12 protein-coding genes are annotated in these 18,640 nt (G+C 51.6%); 10 read left to right on the top strand and 2 right to left on the bottom strand.

The window, feature by feature from the left end:
- A complete protein-coding gene (locus QJ036_RS07410; protein WP_283230750.1) occupies positions 1 to 855 on the top strand; it encodes a DegV family protein in 855 nt (284 codons plus the stop codon).
- An 89-nt stretch (positions 856 to 944) separates the two neighbouring features.
- Here the strand turns inward: QJ036_RS07410 and QJ036_RS07405 are convergent, their stop codons facing one another.
- On the bottom strand, positions 945 to 2,324 hold the full coding sequence (locus QJ036_RS07405; protein ID WP_283230749.1) for a citrate/2-methylcitrate synthase: 1,380 nt from the start codon (positions 2,322 to 2,324) through the stop codon (positions 945 to 947).
- A gap of 258 nt (positions 2,325 to 2,582) precedes the next feature.
- On the opposite strand from QJ036_RS07405, the gene QJ036_RS07400 reads away from it, so the two are divergent.
- From QJ036_RS07400 to QJ036_RS07370, 7 genes are all read left to right on the top strand, one after another.
- Positions 2,583 to 3,860 carry a homoserine dehydrogenase gene (locus tag QJ036_RS07400; protein WP_283230748.1) on the top strand — a complete coding sequence of 426 codons (1,278 nt, stop codon included), beginning with the start codon at positions 2,583 to 2,585 and terminating at the stop codon, positions 3,858 to 3,860.
- Between the two features lie 125 nt (positions 3,861 to 3,985).
- Complete coding sequence (locus tag QJ036_RS07395; protein ID WP_283230747.1) at positions 3,986 to 4,897, top strand: diacylglycerol/lipid kinase family protein; 912 nt, start codon at positions 3,986 to 3,988, stop codon at positions 4,895 to 4,897.
- Positions 4,898 to 5,013: 116 nt separating this feature from the next.
- A complete protein-coding gene (rpoD, locus tag QJ036_RS07390) occupies positions 5,014 to 6,141 on the top strand; it encodes an RNA polymerase sigma factor RpoD (RefSeq protein ID WP_283230746.1) in 1,128 nt (375 codons plus the stop codon).
- 89 nt (positions 6,142 to 6,230) lie between these two features.
- Positions 6,231 to 6,866 (top strand): epoxyqueuosine reductase QueH, encoded by a 636-nt coding sequence (locus QJ036_RS07385; protein ID WP_283230745.1) that lies wholly within the window; start codon positions 6,231 to 6,233, stop codon positions 6,864 to 6,866.
- Positions 6,867 to 7,004: 138 nt separating this feature from the next.
- Positions 7,005 to 8,198, top strand: coding sequence for an acetate kinase (locus tag QJ036_RS07380; protein WP_283230744.1), 1,194 nt, complete (start codon positions 7,005 to 7,007; stop codon positions 8,196 to 8,198).
- 376 nt (positions 8,199 to 8,574) lie between these two features.
- Positions 8,575 to 13,158 carry a glutamate synthase large subunit gene (gene gltB, locus QJ036_RS07375; RefSeq protein WP_283230743.1) on the top strand — a complete coding sequence of 1,528 codons (4,584 nt, stop codon included), beginning with the start codon at positions 8,575 to 8,577 and terminating at the stop codon, positions 13,156 to 13,158.
- A 1-nt stretch (position 13,159) separates the two neighbouring features.
- Positions 13,160 to 14,647, top strand: a complete 1,488-nt coding sequence (locus QJ036_RS07370; protein WP_283230742.1) for a glutamate synthase subunit beta — start codon at positions 13,160 to 13,162, stop codon at positions 14,645 to 14,647.
- 112 nt (positions 14,648 to 14,759) lie between these two features.
- Here the strand turns inward: QJ036_RS07370 and QJ036_RS07365 are convergent, their stop codons facing one another.
- Positions 14,760 to 15,623, bottom strand: coding sequence for a GNAT family N-acetyltransferase (locus tag QJ036_RS07365; RefSeq protein ID WP_283230741.1), 864 nt, complete (start codon positions 15,621 to 15,623; stop codon positions 14,760 to 14,762).
- A 208-nt stretch (positions 15,624 to 15,831) separates the two neighbouring features.
- Here QJ036_RS07365 and QJ036_RS07360 point away from each other — a divergent pair, with 208 nt between their 5' ends.
- Positions 15,832 to 16,722: a DMT family transporter gene (locus QJ036_RS07360; protein WP_283230740.1), complete on the top strand. Its 891-nt coding sequence runs from the start codon at positions 15,832 to 15,834 to the stop codon at positions 16,720 to 16,722.
- Positions 16,723 to 16,725: 3 nt separating this feature from the next.
- Positions 16,726 to 18,570 carry an oligoendopeptidase F gene (gene pepF, locus QJ036_RS07355; RefSeq protein WP_283230739.1) on the top strand — a complete coding sequence of 615 codons (1,845 nt, stop codon included), beginning with the start codon at positions 16,726 to 16,728 and terminating at the stop codon, positions 18,568 to 18,570.
- Positions 18,571 to 18,640 lie beyond the last annotated feature (70 nt).

The raw sequence follows: 18,640 nt of genomic DNA, 5'->3' as shown, positions 1-18,640 counted from the left end.
ATGAAAACAAAGGTAAAGATCATTGCGGACAGCACCTGCGATCTGACGGACGGGCTTTTACAGGCTCATGATATTGGGATGATCCCCCTTTGCATCGTGATGGATGATAAAAGCTATTTTGACAGGACAGAGATATCGCCGGAAGAGATTTTCAGGTGGGCAGAGGAACACAAAACGACACCGAAGACAGCGGCGATTTCCATGGAAATGGCCGTGGAGACCGTGCGCCCCTATGTGGAGGCGGGGCAGGATGTGGTGTTTTTCGGTATTTCCGAAGGCATGAGCACCACCTGCAATGTGATGCGGCTGGCAGCAGAGGAGCTGGGGACAGACCGTGTATTTGTGGTGGATTCCGAGAACCTTTCTACAGGTATCGGCCTTCAGGTCCTTCGGGCCGCTGAAATGGCCGAGGCAGGAGCTTCGGCAGAGGAGATCGTGGAACGGATAGAACGGGACCGCTGCAAGGTGCGGGCAAGCTTTGTAGTCGATACCCTGACCTATCTGGCCAGAGGAGGAAGATGCTCTTCGGTGACAGCCCTTTTGGCCAACACTTTGAAGCTGAAGCCCAGGATCGAGGTGAAGGACGGGCGGATGCAGGTGGATAAGAAGTATCGGGGAACTCTCGACCGGGTACTTGTGAAATATACGAAGGATATGAAGGAAGAGCTTCTCATGGCCGATGAGAAACGGGTGTTTATCACCCATTCCGGCTGTGACCGTCAGGTGGTGGAGGAAGTGCATTCCTATCTGGCGGGCCTGGGGAGATTTGACGAGATCATAGAGACGAGGGCAGGAGGTGTCATTTCCAGTCACTGCGGACCGGGGACCCTCGGAGTGTTATTTTATCTGAAATAGACGGTTATACAAAAAGAGCCGTTACAACACAGAGGAAGGAATCCATCTGTTTTGTAACGGCTCCTGAAGTTTCAGAAAAAGTTTCGGATTTATTTCCGGTCATCCAGAGCCACATAATCTCTGTGGTGTCCCACATATTTGTAGGCGGGACGGATGATCTTGCTGGAATTGACCAGCTCCTCCATCCGGTGCGCGCACCAGCCGGAAATACGGGAGATGGCGAAGATGGGGGTGAACAGCTCATTGGGCAGACCAAGCATGTTGTAAACAAAGCCGCTGTAGAAGTCCACGTTGGCACAGACATCCTTGTGAAGGTTTTTCTTTTCAGCAAGCAGCTGGCAGGCCAGGCGCTCTACAGTGGTGTAAAGCAGGAATTCATCAGAACGGTCCTTTTCCTTTGAGAGGGCTTCTGCATACTGCTTGAGGATCACGCATCGGGGATCGGATTTTGTATATACTGCGTGGCCAATGCCGTAGATCAGGCCGCTTTTATCAAAGGCTTCCCGGTTGATGAGCTTTTCCAGGTAGCCGGCGATGGCTGCCTCGTCGGTCCAGTCGGATACATGGGCCTTCAGGTCGGCAAACATATTCTGGACCTTCAGATTGGCGCCGCCGTGCTTGAAGCCCTTCAGGGAGCTTAAGGAAGCGGTGACGGCCGAATAGGTGTCGGTGCCGCTGGAGGAAACCACGTGGGTGGTGAAGGTGGAGTTGTTGCCGCCGCCGTGCTCGGCATGGATCACCAGCGCCACATCCAGAACCTTTGCTTCCAGCTCGGTGTACTGACCGTCGGGTCTCAGAAGGCGCAGGATATTCTCTGCCGTGGAAAGCTGCGGCTTCGGATTGCGGATCACCAGGCTTTTGTCCAGATGATAGTGGCGGTAGGCCTGATAAGCATACACGGAGATCAGCGGGAACTGGGCAATCAGGTGAAGAGACTGCTTTAACACGTTGGGAACCGAGATGTCATCAGGGTTTTTATCGTAGGTATAAAGGGTAAGTACGCTTTTCTGCAGGGAGTTCATAATATCACGGCTGGGAGCCTTCATAATGATATCGCGGACGAAGGTATCCGGCAGATTTCGGTAGTGTCCCATCAGCTCCAGGAACTCATCCATCTGGGCGCGGGTGGGAAGATCGCCGAAGAGCAGCAGATAAGTGATCTCCTCGAAGGCAAACTTCCGGCCCTGAAAGCCATTTATCAGGTCTTTGACATTATATCCCTGGTAATATAGACGGCCTTCTGCGGCAACCTTCTTGCCCTTGACAGAGTCGAAGCCGATGACGTCGGAGATCTCGGTTAAACCGGTCAGCACACCCTTTCCGTTGGAATCACGCAGACCGCGTTTCACATCATATTCGGTGTAGAGATTCAGATCTATGCGGTTGGAATTTCTGCAGTATTCCACCAGCTGGTCCAGTCGAGCATCAAAGTCGGCATCTGCGGGGTTGTATCTTTCATCGTCGGACATAGAAAAAAACCTCCTTAAAATATTATTTAATACTTTAACAGCATTTTACAAATTAGGCAATCCCCGTTCCGATTTTTTGGCGTTTTTGTGGGTTTTCGGGGAAAATGATTAAAAAAATTAGGAATAAATTATAGGAAGTTTTTTTAATAAAAACAGATTTTCCATCGGAGCCATTTATCATTGACAAACAGAGCATTCCTGCATAGAATCATTACTAGAAAAATCAGGAACGAAACAACATAAGACGGAGGCGGCAGCATGAAGAAGATCAGGATAGCAATTTTGGGACTGGGGACCGTTGGCGGAGGCGTTTACAGGCTTCTGGAAATGCGGAAAGCAGAGATGCCAAAGCGGGCAGGAGTGGAGATAGAGGTTGCGAAGATCCTTGTGAGGAACATCGAAAAGGCGGCAAAGAAGGCGGACAGAAGCCTTTTGACCAATGACTGGCAGGAGATCATCGGAGATGACAGCATCTCTGTGATCATTGAGGTCATGGGCGGAATGGAACCGGCGGGCACCTATATCATGGAGGCACTGAAGGCGGGCCGCCATGTGGTGTCTGCCAACAAGGATCTCATCGCTGTCCGGGGCAGGGAGCTTCTCATGACAGCGAAGGAGAATCACTGCGACTTTCTCTTCGAGGCGTCTGTGGCAGGGGGGATTCCGATCCTACGGCCTCTTAAGCAGTGCCTTGCCGGCAATGAGATCTCCGATGTGATGGGGATCGTCAATGGAACCACCAATTTTATTCTGACAAAAATGACAGATGAGAATATGGAATTTGACGAGGCCCTGGCGGTTGCCACGGAGCTTGGTTATGCGGAGGCGGATCCGACGGCAGACGTGGAGGGTTATGATGCAGCCAGAAAGGTGGCCATTATGGCCTCCATTGCCTTCCATTCCCGGGTGACCTTCAACGATGTCTACACGGAAGGAATTTCCAGGATCAGTGCCAAGGACATCAAATACGCCAGAGAGCTGGGATGCGACATCAAGCTTCTGGGCGTGGCGAAGAATACGCCCGACGGCATTGAGGCCAGAGTGCATCCCATGCTGATTCCATGTTCCCATCCGTTGGCTTCCGTCAAGGATGCCTTCAATGCAGTCTTTGTCCACGGGGATGCGGTGGACGATGCCATGTTTTACGGGAGAGGAGCAGGAGAGATGCCCACGGCCAGCGCCGTGGTGGGAGACGTCATCGATATTCTGCGGAATATGGAATGGGGCTCTTCGGGCCGCATTGGCTGCAGCTGCTACCGGGATCTGCCCATCAAGGAGATCGGCGACATTGAGAGCAAGTATTTCATGCGTCTTCATGCCGAGGACCGGCCCGGGGTGCTGGCAACTATTGCAGCTGTATTCGGAAACAACGGCGTCAGCATTGCGAAGCTGATCCAGAAAAATACCCAGGACGGCTTTGCGGAGATCGTGATCGTCACCGATTCTGTCAGAGAACGTCATTTTCAGGATGCCATGGCAGTCCTTGAGGGAATGTCGGTGATTCGGAAAATTTCCAGAATTATTCGGGTATTATAAGGCGGAAAATCTTAAGCTTTTGTAAAATGATTGACGTAAATGTTTGAAAAGAGTAAAATTTTACCTGCGAAGTTGTTTGCCGAAGACCGTTTCGGAACTTCGGCAGGGAAGGACAGGATAGAAAAATGAGCAGGAAAATGCTGTTTGTCTTTAACCCTCTTTCGGGAAGGGCACAGATTCGTACAAAATTAATGGATATTCTCGATATTTTTACCAAGGCAGGTTATCAGATCGAGGTTTATGTGACCCAGAGAGCCATGGATGCAAAGCGGATCGTGGAGGAACGGGGAGCGGAAATGGATCTGATCGTGGGAAGCGGCGGCGACGGGACTTTGAACGAGGTGGTTTCCGGAGTCATGGGATTTTCGGAAAAGCCCTGTATCGGTTATATTCCTGCCGGCACCACCAACGATTTTGCAGCCAGCCACAAGATCCCCAGAAATATGCTTCGGGCTGCCGAGCGCATTGTCATGGGTACGGCATGTCCTGTGGATGTGGGAAGCTTCGATGAGCGGTATTTTGTTTATGTAGCTGCATTCGGAGCGTTCACCGATGTGCCCTACAAGACCTCTCATGAGCTCAAGGCTGTACTGGGTCATCCGGCCTATATCCTGGAGGCGGCGAAAGGTCTGGGCGCCATCAAAGCTCACCATGTGATCATGGAGACGGAGACGGAGCGCTATGAGGGAGACGTGCTGGTGGGTATGGTCAGCAATGCCAATCAGATCGCCGGTTTTAAGGGCCTGAACGGGAAAAATGTGCGCCTTGACGATGGTGCCTTTGAGATCCTTCTGGTGGAGAATCCCCAGAATATCTTCCAGATTCCCGAGGTGGTGACAAATCTTCTGCAGAATGGGCACAAATCCAAGCTGGTGCGCCATTTCACAGCCTCCCATGTGAAGTTTCAGTTTGAGGAGCCGGTGGAATGGGTACTGGACGGAGAATTTGGCGGAAAGCGGACGGAGGTGTCTATTGACAATCTCTGTCGGGCAGTTCAGGTCATGAAAATGACTCATTCTCTTCCGAAAAAGTCGTAAACTGGCATTTGGGGAGGAAAATAAAAGAAAAATGAAATCTTGACTTTACTTTTGTTGAAAATGCTTGTATAATAAAAAATTAACGTGGATAAGTGTGTGCGAAAGGAAGTTAGCAAGTGGAAAAAGGAAAGTTTAGTGAAGATTTGCAGAAACTTGTAGAACTGGGCAAGAGCAAGAAGTCCACCCTCGATATGAATGATATCAACGACGCCTTTGCCGGCACTCCGCTGACGGTCGAGCAGATCGAGGATATCATTACGTACCTTGAGAACAATGGGATTGATGTCCTGCGCGTGATGAATGACGAACTGACCATTGATGAGGATCTGGTCCTGGACGCGGATGATGACGCATTCCGATTGGATGAAGAAGAGGAAGAGGATATTGACCTGGATGCCATTGATTTTCTGGACGGCATCGGCACCGAGGATCCTGTCAGGATGTATCTGAAGGAGATCGGTACGGTTCCCCTGCTGACGGCGGACGAGGAGCTTCGTCTGGCAAAGAAAAAGGCAGAGGGAGATCAGGCGGCCAAGGAGCGGCTCATTGAGGCCAACCTCCGTCTGGTGGTAAGTATCGCAAAGCGCTATACGGGCCGTGGGATGAGTTTCCTGGATCTGGTTCAGGAGGGAAATCTGGGGCTGATCAAGGGCGTGGAGAAATTTGATTATACGAAGGGGTACAAGCTCAGTACCTATGCTACCTGGTGGATCCGTCAGTCGGTGACGAGAGCGTTGGCCGATCAGGCCAGAACCATTCGTGTTCCGGTACATATGGTGGAGACCATCAATAAAATGTCAAAGATGCAGAGAAAGCTGACTCTGGAGCTGGGTTACGAGCCCTCCGTTACGGAGCTGGCCAATGCGCTTGATATGACAGAGGAGAAGGTCATGGAGATCATGCAGATCGCCCGTGAGCCTGCTTCCCTGGAAACTCCCATCGGTGAGGAGGATGATTCCAATCTGGGAGATTTCGTGGCGGACAGCAATGCTGTGACGCCGGAGGGAAATGTGGAATCTGTCATGCTCCGTGAGCATATCGATACGCTTCTGGAGGATCTGAAGGAGCGGGAACGTCAGGTCATTGTCCTGCGGTTCGGCCTGGAGGATGGACATCCCCGGACTCTGGAGGAAGTGGGAAAGGAATTCAACGTTACGAGAGAGCGGATCCGTCAGATCGAAGCGAAGGCTCTTCGGAAGCTGAGAAATCCGGTGAGAAGCAAACGGATCCGGGATTTTCTGTAATACAAAAGCTGAGGCGCTGTCCGGGAATGGCCGGACAGCGTTTTCGATTCTTTTTCGGGAGATTTCAGGGAAGAACAGGAGAAACAGATATGGCGGGCGGTATGAGGAATTACCAGAGAGAGCTGGATGCTCTTTTAAAGAAGATCGAATCGGAAACGGCAGAGACGGGCAGGGTGCCCTCTCTGTTTCTGCACAGCTGCTGTGCACCCTGCTCCAGTTATGTGCTGGAGTATTTATCCCGGTATTTTTCCGTCACCGATTATTTTTACAATCCCAATATCAGTCCGGAGGAGGAGTACAGAAAGCGGGAGGAGGAGCTCCTCCGGTTTATCGATGCCATCAACGGTTCAGTCCTCCATCCCATCCGGTTTGAAGCAGGGCCCTATGAGCCGGAGATGTTTTATCAGATGGCAAAGGGACTGGAGCAGGTGCCGGAGGGAGGCGAACGGTGCTTTCGCTGCTATGAGCTTCGCCTTCGCAGGGCCGCAGAGCTTGCAAAGGCGGGAGGGTATGATTATTTCTGTACGACCCTTTCTATCAGCCCTCTAAAGAATGCGGGGAAGCTTATGGAGATCGGGGAAGGCCTTTCTGAGGAATACGGGGTGGCTTATCTTCCCTCGGATTTTAAAAAGAAGGACGGTTACAAGCGGTCCATCGAGCTTTCCGGAGAGTACGGACTGTACCGTCAGAATTACTGTGGCTGCGTCTTTTCCAGGCGCGGTTAAAAGAGGCGTTTGTTCCCGGAAAAAACCAATCTTCGGGTAAAATGGACTTTACACCGGAAGCGGAACGCGATAAAATAAAAGTAGTCTGTGTATTTTTACACAATGTGTGAGGAATATTATTTAGGAGGATACAAACCAATGAAAGTATTGATTATCAACTGCGGAAGCTCTTCTCTGAAATATCAGATCATCGATTCCGAGACAGAACAGGTCCAGGCAAAGGGACTCTGTGAGAGAATCGGCATTGACGGCCGTCTGATCTATCAGCCGGCAGGCGGAGAAAAGGAAGTGACCGAGGCTCCCATGCCCACTCATACTGAGGCGATCCAGATGGTTCTGGACGCACTGGTAAATGAAAAGACCGGCGTGCTGAAGTCTCTGGATGAAGTAGATGCCATTGGACACCGCGTGCTCCACGGCGGCGCAAAGATCACCCAGTCCTGCATCATCAACGATGAGGTTCTTCAGGTGGTTGAGGAGTGCTGCGATCTGGGACCGCTCCACAATCCTGCAAACCTGAAGGGTATTTATGCCTGCCAGAAGCTGATGCCCGGCAAACCCAATGTGGCTGTATTTGATACCGCCTTCCATCAGACCATGCCCACCAAGGCATTTATGTACGGCATTCCTTACGAGTATTATGAGAAATATCACATTCGTAAATACGGCTTCCACGGAACCTCCCACAGCTTTGTTTCCAAGGAGACCATCAAGTTCCTGGGCCTTGATCCGGACAACTCCAAGGTGATCGTGTGCCACCTCGGAAACGGTGCTTCCATCAGTGCCGTGAAGGACAGCAAATGTGTGGACACCAGCATGGGCCTGACTCCACTGGAGGGTCTTGTTATGGGAACCCGTTCCGGTGACATTGATCCCGCTGTTGTTGAGTACATCTGCAACAAGGAAGGCAAGACCGTCAGCGAGATGCTGAATATTCTTAACAAGAAGTCCGGCGTTTACGGTCTGACCAAGGGTCTTTCCAGCGACTTCCGTGATCTGGAGGAGGCTATGGCAGACGGCAACCAGCTGGCTGCAGATGCCATCGATATTTTCTGCTACCGTGTAGCAAAGATCGTCGGCTCCTATGTGGCAGCCATGAACGGCGTGGACGCCATCGCTTTCACTGCCGGCATCGGCGAGAATGCACCTCTCATCCGTGAGAAGGTCTGCGAGTACCTGGGCTTCCTGGGTGTGAAGATCGACGCAGCAAAGAATAACTGCCGCGGCAAGGAGGTCGTGATCTCTGCAGACGATTCTGCAAAGCTGGTGGCTGTTGTTCCTACCAACGAAGAGCTGGCTATCATGAGAGAGACCGTTGCTCTTGTAAAATAAAGAATCCGTTTTGTTGGGGCCTGTCCGGTGGGACGGGCCCTTTTTTTACGGATTTTCCTCGAATGAAACAGCGAAACTCACCTGATATTGAAAAAATTATGGGAGGGAATTGTTTGGATACCGATGGAAAACCAAGAAAAATAAAAAAATACAGAAACAAATTGCAAAGAAGGAATAGAATTTTCTAATTATCTGAAAACTTAAGAAAAAGTTTTTATTTACAAATGGAAAAAACAGATGTATGATAAGACACAGGTTGCAGATCAAAAGCTGCAGGTGGAAAATTCATAAGAATAAGAATACGTCACGAAGGAGTGCCGATACGGAAATTGTCCGTACCAGCACTTTTTTTTATGACGTGGAAAGGAATTGGACTATGGACAGAAATCAGACAGTGCAGACAGAGGAAAAGAGAAAAGTGCCCGGACTGTATGACGAAAGCTTTGAGCATGACAACTGCGGTGTCGGCGCTGTGGTGAATATCAAAGGAATCAAAAGCCATCAGACCGTTGAGAACGCTCTGAAAATTGTCGAAAACCTGGAGCACAGGGCCGGCAAGGATGCAGAGGGAAAGACAGGCGACGGTGTCGGGATCCTTTTGCAGGTCTCCCATAAATTTTTCAAAAAGGCGGCCGCAGAGTGCGGGATCACCCTGGGAGAAGAGCGAGAATACGGTGTCGGCATGTTTTTCTTCCCCAACGATGAGCTGGAACGCAATCAGGCCAAGAAGATGTTTGAGATCATTGTGGAGAAGGAGGGAATGAAGTTCCTGGGCTGGAGAAAGCTCCCTACAAACCCTTCGATTCTCGGTAAGCGGGCGGTGGACTGCATGCCCTGTATTGAGCAATGCTTCATCGGCAAGCCGGAGGAAGTGGAAAAGGGACTTGATTTTGACCGGAAGCTCTATGTGGCCAGACGTGTTTTTGAGCAGAGCAACGACAATACCTATGTGGTGTCCTTATCCAGCCGGACCATCGTATATAAAGGAATGTTCATGGTAAAGGAGCTGCGCCTCTTCTTTGCAGATCTTCAGTCTCCCGATTATGAGTCGGCCATCGCCGTGGTCCATTCCCGGTTCAGTACCAACACGACTCCCAGCTGGATGAGAGCGCATCCCTACCGGATGATCGTACATAACGGCGAGATCAATACCATCCGCGGCAATGTGGACCGGATGATCGCCCGGGAAGAAAATATGGAATCGGAGTTCACCAAGGAAGAAATGCTCAAGGTAGTGCCTGTGGTCAATGAGACCGGTTCCGACTCCGCAATGCTGGACAATACACTGGAATTTCTTGTCATGAGCGGTATGGAGCTTCCTCTGGCGGTAATGATCACCATCCCGGAGCCCTGGGCCAATGACAAGTACATGAGCCAGAAGAAGAAGGATTTCTATCAGTATTATGCTACCATGATGGAGCCCTGGGACGGACCTGCCTCCATCGTATTCTCTGATGGCGATATCATTGGTGCAGTTCTCGACAGAAACGGTCTCCGCCCGTCCCGTTATTACCTGACAAAGGACGGCTATATGATCCTTTCCTCCGAGGTGGGTGCGTTGGAGATCCCTCCGGAAAACGTAATTAAAAAAGAGAGACTCCGTCCGGGGAAAATGCTCCTCATCGATACGGTCAAAGGAGAGGTAGTCGATGACGAGACTTTGAAAAACCGCTACATCAATCGCCAGCCTTATGGTGAATGGCTGGACAGCAATCTGGTGGAGCTTAAAAATCTGAAGATCCCCAATCAGAAGGTTCCGGTCTACACGCCGGAGGAGCGGGCAAAGCTCCAGAAGGCTTACGGCTATACGTATGAGCAGTACAGGACCATGATTCTTCCCATGGCAAGAGACGGAATTGAAGCAGTTTCCTCCATGGGTGCAGACAGTCCTCTGGCAGTGCTCTCCAAACAGCATCAGCCCCTGTTCAATTACTTCAAGCAGCTCTTTGCCCAGGTAACCAATCCACCAATCGATGCCATCCGGGAAGAGATCGTTACATCCACCTCAGTGTACATCGGCTGTGACGGAAACCTGCTGAAGGAGGTACCGGAAAACTGCAGGATCTTAAAGGTCAACAATCCGATCCTCACCTGTACTGATCTTCTGAAGATCAAGAACATGAAGGTCCCTGGCCTTAAGCCGGTGGTGATCCCGATCATTTATTATAAGAATACATCCCTGGAAAAGGCCATTGATCATCTGTTCCTGGAAGTGGACAGAGCCCACAGGGACGGAGCCAATATCCTGATCCTTTCCGATCGGGGCATTGATGAGAACCATGTGCCGATTCCGTCCCTGCTTGCGGTTTCCGCGCTCCAGCAGCATCTGGTGCGGACCAAGAAACGTACTTCGGTGGCCATGATTCTGGAAAGCGGTGAGCCGAGAGAGGTTCACCATTTCGCCACCCTGCTGGGTTACGGCGCCTGTGCGGTCAACCCCTATCTGGCCCACGAATCCATCCGTTACCTCATTGAGAGCGGAATGCTTGACAAGGATTATTATGCGGCGGTGGACGATTACAACTCGGCAGTCCTTCACGGCATCGTAAAGATCGCATCCAAGATGGGCGTTTCCACCATCCAGTCCTATCAGGGCTCCCAGATCTTCGAGGCCATCGGCATCTGCAAGGAGGTCGTGGACAAATACTTTACCGATACGGTCAGCCGTGTGGGCGGCGTGACCTTAAAGGATATCGCAGCCGATGTGGATGCGCTCCATTCGGCAGCCTTTGATCCTCTGGGACTGCAGGTGGATCTGACCCTGGAAAGTGTGGGCAGCCACAAGTCCCGCTCCGGCAAGGAGGAGCATCTTTACAATCCGAAGACGATCCATCTTCTGCAGGAGTCTACCAAGACAGGCAATTATGAGATGTTCAAGGAATATTCGGAGCTTCTTCATGAGGAGAAAAATCCCATGAACCTCCGTGGCCTTCTTGATTTCAAATATCCCAGGAAGGGCATTCCTATCGAAGAGGTGGAGAGTGTTGATTCCATTGTCAGACGGTTTAAGACCGGCGCCATGTCCTACGGCTCCATTTCCCAGGAGGCTCATGAGACGCTGGCCCTGGCCATGAATGCCATCCACGGCAAATCCAACACCGGTGAGGGCGGCGAAGCGCTGGAGAGACTTTCCACCAAAGGAATTCCCGGCAAGGACCGCTGTTCGGCCATCAAGCAGGTGGCTTCCGCCCGGTTTGGCGTAACCTCCCGTTTCCTGGTGAGTGCTGATGAGATCCAGATCAAAATGGCTCAGGGGGCAAAGCCCGGCGAGGGCGGCCAGCTTCCCGGCAAGAAGGTTTATCCCTGGATCGCAAAGACGAGGCATTCGACTCCCGGTGTGAGTCTGATCTCGCCGCCGCCTCATCACGATATTTATTCCATCGAGGATCTGGCCCAGCTGATCTACGATTTGAAGAATGCCAACAAAAATGCGAGAATTTCCGTGAAGCTTGTTTCCGAGGCCGGCGTGGGCACAGTAGCTGCCGGCGTTGCCAAGGCAGGAGCTCAGGTCATCCTGATCTCCGGATTTGACGGAGGCACCGGAGCGGCACCGAGAAATTCCATCTACAATGCAGGCCTTCCCTGGGAGCTGGGACTGGCTGAGACCCATCAGACCCTGATCATGAACGACCTTAGGGATAAGGTCATTTTGGAGACGGACGGAAAGCTGATGAACGGACGGGACGTGCTGGTGGCAGCCCTTTTGGGCGCCGAGGAATTCGGCTTTGCAACGGCTCCCCTGGTAACCATGGGCTGCGTCATGATGAGAGTGTGCAGTCTGGATACCTGCCCGGTTGGTATTGCGACTCAGAATCCGGAGCTTCGCAAGAGGTTCCGCGGCAAACCGGAATACGTCATCAATTTCATGCACTTTGTGGCTCAGGAACTTCGGGAATACATGGCTAAGCTGGGTATCCGCACAGTGGATGAGCTGGTGGGCCGGACCGACCTTCTGAAAATGAAGACCGATTTTGACTTTGAACGGGCTAAGACCGTGGATCTGTCAAAGATCCTCGACAACCCTTATGTGGGAGCAAAGCTGGCCGGTTATTATAAAAAGAAGGCTTACAATTTTGAACTTCAGAAGACCCTGGATGAACGTGTTCTTGTAAAGAAGCTGCTGCCTGCCCTGGAGAGCGGTCAGAAGAAGAGCATCGAAGTGGATATTAAGAATACGGACCGGACCTTCGGAACGATCTTCGGAGCGGAGATCACCAGACGGTTCCCCGATGGCCTTCCGGAAGATACCTTTACCATCAAATGCAACGGAAGCGGCGGCCAAAGCTTCGGAGCCTTCATCCCCGCAGGTTTGACGCTGGAAGTGACCGGCGACAGCAATGATTATTTTGGCAAAGGACTTTCCGGCGGCAAGCTGATCATTTATCCTCCTCAGGGAGCCGGCTTCGCAGCGGAGGACAACATTATCATCGGTAATGTGGCTCTTTACGGAGCCACCAGCGGAAAGGCCTATATCAACGGTCTGGCGGGCGAGCGGTTCTGCGTCCGCAACTCCGGAGCCAGCGCTGTTGTGGAAGGAGTCGGAGATCATGGCTGTGAGTATATGACCGGCGGCTGCGTGGTCGTTCTCGGAAAGACCGGGAAAAACTTTGCGGCAGGTATGAGCGGCGGTATCGCCTATGTGCTGGATGAGGACAACGATCTTTACATGAGACTCAACAGGGAAATGGTTTCCATGGAGGTACTTACCAACAAGTACGATGTACTGGAGCTTAAGAAAATGATTCAGGATCATGTGGCATACACCAATTCTTCCAGAGGCAAGGAGATCCTGGACCACTTCGGCGAATACCTGCCCAAGTTTAAGAAGATCATCCCTTATGACTACAAGAGGATGCTGAATACCATCGTTCAGATGGAGGAGAAGGGACTCAGCAGCGAGCAGGCACAGATTGAAGCCTTCTTCGCCAACGCAAAGGGTGAAGAGGAAGGAGGACACTGAAATGGGAAAACCTACGGGATTTTTGGATTATGAGAGAGAGACGGGAAAGGTGATTCCTCCGCTGGAACGAATCAAAAATTTCAATGAATTTCATTTGCCCCTGCCGCTCAAGAAACAAAAGCTTCAGGGAGCGAGATGTATGGACTGCGGGACGCCCTTCTGTCAGTCGGGTGTACTGTTCAATGGAATGGTGTCCGGGTGTCCCTTAAACAACCTGATTCCTGAGTGGAATGATCTTGTCTACTGTGGAAACTGGAAGCAGGCTTACAACCGTCTCCACAAGACTAACAGCTTTCCGGAATTTACCTGCCGGGTATGTCCGGCGCCCTGTGAGGTGGCCTGCACCTGCAATCTCAATGGCCAGCCCACCTCCATCAAGGAAAATGAGATGAGCATCATTGAGACGGCCTACCGGGAGGGGTATGTAAAGCCTATGCCTCCCAAGGTACGGACCGGAAAGCGGGTGGCCATTGTGGGCTCCGGCCCCTCCGGCCTGGCTGCCGCTGACCTGCTCAACAAGAGAGGACATCAGGTGACGGTGTTTGAACGAAGAGACCGGATCGGCGGCCTTCTGCGCTACGGCATTCCCAATATGAAGCTGGATAAGAAGATCATTGACAGGAAGCTGGATATCATGAGGGCCGAGGGCGTGGAGTTTGTGACGAACGCCAATGTGGGAGAGAACTATAAGGCGGCAGATCTTATGAACCAGTTTGACAGCGTGATACTGGCCTGCGGCGCGTCCAATCCGAGGGACATCAAGGTGCCGGGCCGGGAGGCCAAGGGAATCTATTTTGCGGTGGATTTCCTGACAGCTACCACAAAGAGCCTGCTGGATTCAAATCTTAAGGACGGAAAATTCATTTCCGCCAAGGGAAAGAAGGTTATGGTCATCGGCGGAGGCGACACCGGAAATGACTGTGTGGGAACCTCCATCCGCCATGGCTGTGAATCCATCATTCAGCTGGAAATGATGCCGAAGCCTCCTGTTACAAGACTTCCAAACAATCCCTGGCCTCAGTGGCCCCGTATCCTGAAGACCGATTACGGTCAGGAGGAGGCCATTGCCGTATTTGGCAAGGATCCCAGAGTGTACCAGACCACAGTGAAGGAATTCATTGCCGACGGAAAGGGAAATCTGAAGAAAGCGGTCCTTGTGAAGCTGGAGAGCAAAAAGGACGAGAAGACCGGCAGGATGATGATGGTTCCCATCGAGGGCAGCGAGCAGGAGATCGAGGTGGATCTGGTGCTCATCGCTGCGGGCTTCCTCGGAAGCCAGGAATATGTCACCAAGGCCTTCGGCGTGGAGGTCAATGAGCGCACCAACGTGAAGACTGAGCCGGGTAAATTCCAGACCAACGTGAAGAATGTCTTTACGGCAGGCGATATGCACCGGGGTCAGTCCCTGGTGGTCTGGGCCATCCGCGAAGGCCGCGAAGTGGCGCGGGCTGTGGACGAGAGCCTGATGGGCTATTCCAATCCGGTGTAGAAAGAGATACCCGAGGATACTCATCAATACATGCCCTGCAGGCGCACTTCGTGCGATAAGGGACAAATAAAAAAGTGGCCATCCCGTGGCTGGGCGGTCACTTTTTTGCTGTTCATCTGTAATAATCCAGCTTTGTCTCTATCTGAAAGCCCAGGCCTTCATAGAGCCGGAAGGCGGGCTCATTTTCTGTGGATACCTGAAGATAGAGCCGGGAGCTTCCGGGAAGCGCCTGGAAAAGAGCGATAAGGGATGCCCTTGCCAGTCCTTTCCGGCGAAGGGTGGGAACGATGCCGAGTCCCATAAAATAAAAGATCCTGTCTGTGCCGTCATTTGTCAGATGGAACAGACCGACAGCCGTTTCATCTTCACCGAGGATGAGATAAGAGGTGGTCTGGTCATCGGCCAGAACGGTGTCAATGTAGCCCTGTACCGGAAGGGCTTCCTCCGTGAAGCTGGTTTCATGGAGACGGGCCAGAAGCTTTCTGTCTGAGGAGGGAACGAGGCGGACAGGCGACAGAGGATCGCCGGAGAATACGGCGGGCACTTCTGGGATATCCTTTACCATGAGGCATTCCGAATGGGAGAAGGAAAGACCGCGGGCTCTTAAATAGGCTGCGGTATCCGGGTCAGAAGAAAGGGCCTGGAAGGCAAACTCCGGTTCGTCGAATGTCTTTTTGGCTTCCGTGAGCGCTTCTTTTAGAAGCACGGAAAAATATCCCCGGTTTCGGAAGGCGGGGTGGGTGAAGCCGGAGATCTCTGCTGTCTTTCCGTCAGGGCAGAACAGGGAGAGAAAGCTTACCGGAGAATCTTCTATATAATAAAGGGCGTAAAAGGTGTCCTCCTCCTCGCTCTCTTCGTCGGGAAGAACAAGGCTGAGGGCATCGGGGCCCGAAAGATCTCCGGTGCATTCCGAGAATAGGGAAGAGATCTGGCTGCGCTGTTTTTCTGTCAGCTTACGGTAAATATGACGGTTCATGAAAACCTCCCTGCAGCAGCATCTGTGTTCGGGCGCCGCCCTCTGAATACTGACGCTGCAGCGATATGAATATGACAGTATTATACCATGAGAAGGATGGGCAGAAAAGCGGTATGTTTTCTTTCGCAGATGGTGGACAACCGCCGAAGAAAAGAGTATACTGAACTCTGATTAAAAAATACAGAGGATAAGCAGGGAGGACATCTCGGTGGGCATCGGAAAAAAGAAGGTAATGTGGCTTGCAAATATTGGAATGATTTTTACTGCCCTGATCTGGGGCTTTGCTTTTGTGGTGGTAAAAGATTCCGTTGACAGCATTCCGCCGGTATATATGCTGGCTTTTCGGTTTACAATAGCTTTTGTGGGGCTTTCCCTTGTGTTTTGCAGAAAGCTTCCGAAGATCACAAAGAGTGATCTGGTCTGCGGCGGCTTTCTCGGCTTCTGGCTGTTTATCAGCTATTTTTTTCAGACTGTTGCCATCCAGTATACGACTGCAGGAAAAAATGCATTTCTCACTACGATTTATGTGGTGATCGTGCCGTTTCTCCATTGGGCCATCAACAAAAAAAGACCGGATAAATACTGTATTACGGCAGCCTTTCTTGCCATTGCCGGAATCGGCCTTTTGTCGCTGCAGGGAGATCTGACCATGAATATCGGTGATGTTCTGACCATTGTCTGCGGCTTTGGCTATGCGTTTCATATGATCTACATTGATAAGTATACGGAGACTCATGATCCGATCATCATGACGGTGCTGCAGATCGGCACGGCTGCGATCCTTTCCTGGGCAACGGCGCCTTTATTTGACGGGGGTTTTCCGGCTGCGGCCTTTTCCATGCGGATCATGTCGGGAATGCTGTACCTGGGCCTGGGAAGCACGATGGTGGCATTTCTTCTGCAGAATGTATGCCAGAAATATACAACGCCCACCTCGGCGTCCCTGTTCCTTTCCCTGGAATCGGTATTCGGGGTGCTGTTCTCTATGATCTTCCTTCATGAAGCGTTGACGGCGCGGATGACCGCGGGCTGTGTCCTTATTTTTGCGGCGATCATTATGGCAGAAACAAAGTTTTCTTTTATAAGAAGGAAGGAATAGCAAATGGAGAAACAGAATACAATCAGAAAGAGAGCGGACGTGCCTGTGGAATACACCTGGGCGACGGAGGACATTTTTCCGACGGAGGAAGCGTGGGAACAGGCATTTTCCCAGGTGACAGAAGAACTTTCTTCCTATGAGGCGTACAGGGGCCGTCTGGGTGAGTCGGCAGACGCGTTGTATGGCTGCCTGAAGCTGGATGAGGAGATAGGAGAAAAGCTTGATCAGATCTATGGCTATGCCCATCTGAAATCCGATGTGGACACGGGAAATTCCCGTTATCAGCAGATGGTGGGACGGGCTGCGGCCCTCTATGCCAGAGCCTCGGCAGCCTCTTCCTTTATTGCTTCCGAGATCCTCACGATTCCGGAGGAACGGCTTGCTTCCATCAGAGGAGACCGGCGGCTGCTTCCCTGGAAGGAGGAGGAAAAGGACAGCTTTGAGCGGCAGTTGGATCTGATCCTTCGGGACAGGGCACATACGAGAAGTCCCGAGGTGGAGGAGCTTCTGGCCGACGCCTCTGAGATGGCCGGCGGACCCTCCCAGATCTTTAAGATGTTCAACAATGCAGATACAAAATTTCCGGTGATCAAAAATGAAGAGGGCGAGCCGATGGAGCTGACCCACGGGCGGTATGTTTCCTTTTTGGAGAGCAGGGACAGACAGGTGAGAAAGGCGGCCTTCACTGCCATGTACGAGACCTTCGGACGGCATAAAAATACATTGGCGGCAGCCTTTCAGGCCAATGCCAAACAGGCTCTGTTCTATGCGAAGGCCAGGAGATTCCCGTCCGCGAGGGCCTATTATCTGTCGGATGCCAATGTACCGGAGAGCGTTTATGATACCCTGATCGAAACCGTACGGGAATTTATGCCTCTGATGTACCGGTATGTGGCTCTCAGAAAGCGGATGTTACAGGTGGATGAGCTTCACATGTATGACCTTTATACGCCCATCGTGCCGGAGAGCAGCAGGAAGGTACCCTTCGAAGAGGCGAAGGAACTGGTGCTCAGGGCCCTTTCTCCCATGGGAGAGGAATATCTGGCGGCCTTCCGGGAGGGACTGGAAAACAGATGGATCGACTTTATGGAGAATGAGGGAAAGCGAAGCGGCGCATACTGCAGCGGCCCTTACGGCGTTCATCCCTATGTCCTGATGTCCTATCAGGGCACTCTGGATCATGTGTTTACCCTGGCCCATGAGATGGGACACGCCATGCACTCCTGGTTTTCCAATGAAAATCAGACGTTTACCAATTCCCAGTATAAAATTTTCGTGGCTGAGGTGGCTTCCACCTGCAATGAAAATCTGCTGAACCATTATCTTCTGGAGCACGCCGTGGATAAAAGGGAACGGGCTTATATTCTCAATCATTTTCTGGACGGGTTTAAAGGCACTGTGTTCCGTCAGACCATGTTTGCTGAGTTTGAGAAGACGGCCCATGAAAAATGTCAGGCGGGAGAAATACTGACTGCCGATGTGCTCTGCGGCATTTACAAAAAGCTCAATGAGGATTATTTTGGAGACGGCATCGTGATCGATGAGGAGATCGCGTTGGAATGGGCCAGAATTCCCCATTTCTATACGCCCTATTATGTTTATCAGTATGCCACCGGCTTTTCGGCGGCAGTGGCGCTGTCGGAAAGGATCCTGACAGAAGGGGAGGCAGCGGTACAGGATTATATGGGCTTTTTAAAGGGCGGCTGCAGCAAGGATCCCATCGATCTTCTGGCGGAGGCAGGCGTGGATATGAGGACGCCGGAACCGGTGCGGGCTGCTATGGAGGCCTTCCGCCGGGCACTTACAGAGCTAGAAGAGCTGCTTTCCCGGGAAGAAAGTGATTCTTAGTGAAATCTTAATAAATTTTTGTGAGATTTTTCGTGTGAATTTTGAGGAAATATGGTATGCTAGAGCATAT

It is taken from the genome of Fusibacillus kribbianus (assembly GCF_030053595.1).
GTDB classification, from domain to species: Bacteria; Bacillota; Clostridia; order Lachnospirales; family Lachnospiraceae; genus Lientehia; species Lientehia kribbiana.
Note: the sequence above shows the minus strand (reverse complement) of the source record. Positions and strands in the feature narration are given on the sequence as shown.

Bases quoted from the DNA above. Each gene is read 5' to 3' on its own strand.
- gltB (WP_283230743.1), top strand. From the start codon at position 8,575: ATGGACAGAAATCAGACAGTGCAGACAGAGGAAAAGAGAAAAGTGCCC.
- QJ036_RS07410 (WP_283230750.1), top strand. From the start codon at position 1: ATGAAAACAAAGGTAAAGATCATTGCGGACAGCACCTGCGATCTGACG.
- QJ036_RS07380 (WP_283230744.1), top strand. From the start codon at position 7,005: ATGAAAGTATTGATTATCAACTGCGGAAGCTCTTCTCTGAAATATCAG.
- QJ036_RS07395 (WP_283230747.1), top strand. From the start codon at position 3,986: ATGAGCAGGAAAATGCTGTTTGTCTTTAACCCTCTTTCGGGAAGGGCA.
- QJ036_RS07370 (WP_283230742.1), top strand. From the start codon at position 13,160: ATGGGAAAACCTACGGGATTTTTGGATTATGAGAGAGAGACGGGAAAG.
- QJ036_RS07400 (WP_283230748.1), top strand. From the start codon at position 2,583: ATGAAGAAGATCAGGATAGCAATTTTGGGACTGGGGACCGTTGGCGGA.
- QJ036_RS07365 (WP_283230741.1), bottom strand. From the start codon at position 15,623: ATGAACCGTCATATTTACCGTAAGCTGACAGAAAAACAGCGCAGCCAG.
- pepF (WP_283230739.1), top strand. From the start codon at position 16,726: ATGGAGAAACAGAATACAATCAGAAAGAGAGCGGACGTGCCTGTGGAA.
- QJ036_RS07405 (WP_283230749.1), bottom strand. From the start codon at position 2,324: ATGTCCGACGATGAAAGATACAACCCCGCAGATGCCGACTTTGATGCT.
- QJ036_RS07385 (WP_283230745.1), top strand. From the start codon at position 6,231: ATGGCGGGCGGTATGAGGAATTACCAGAGAGAGCTGGATGCTCTTTTA.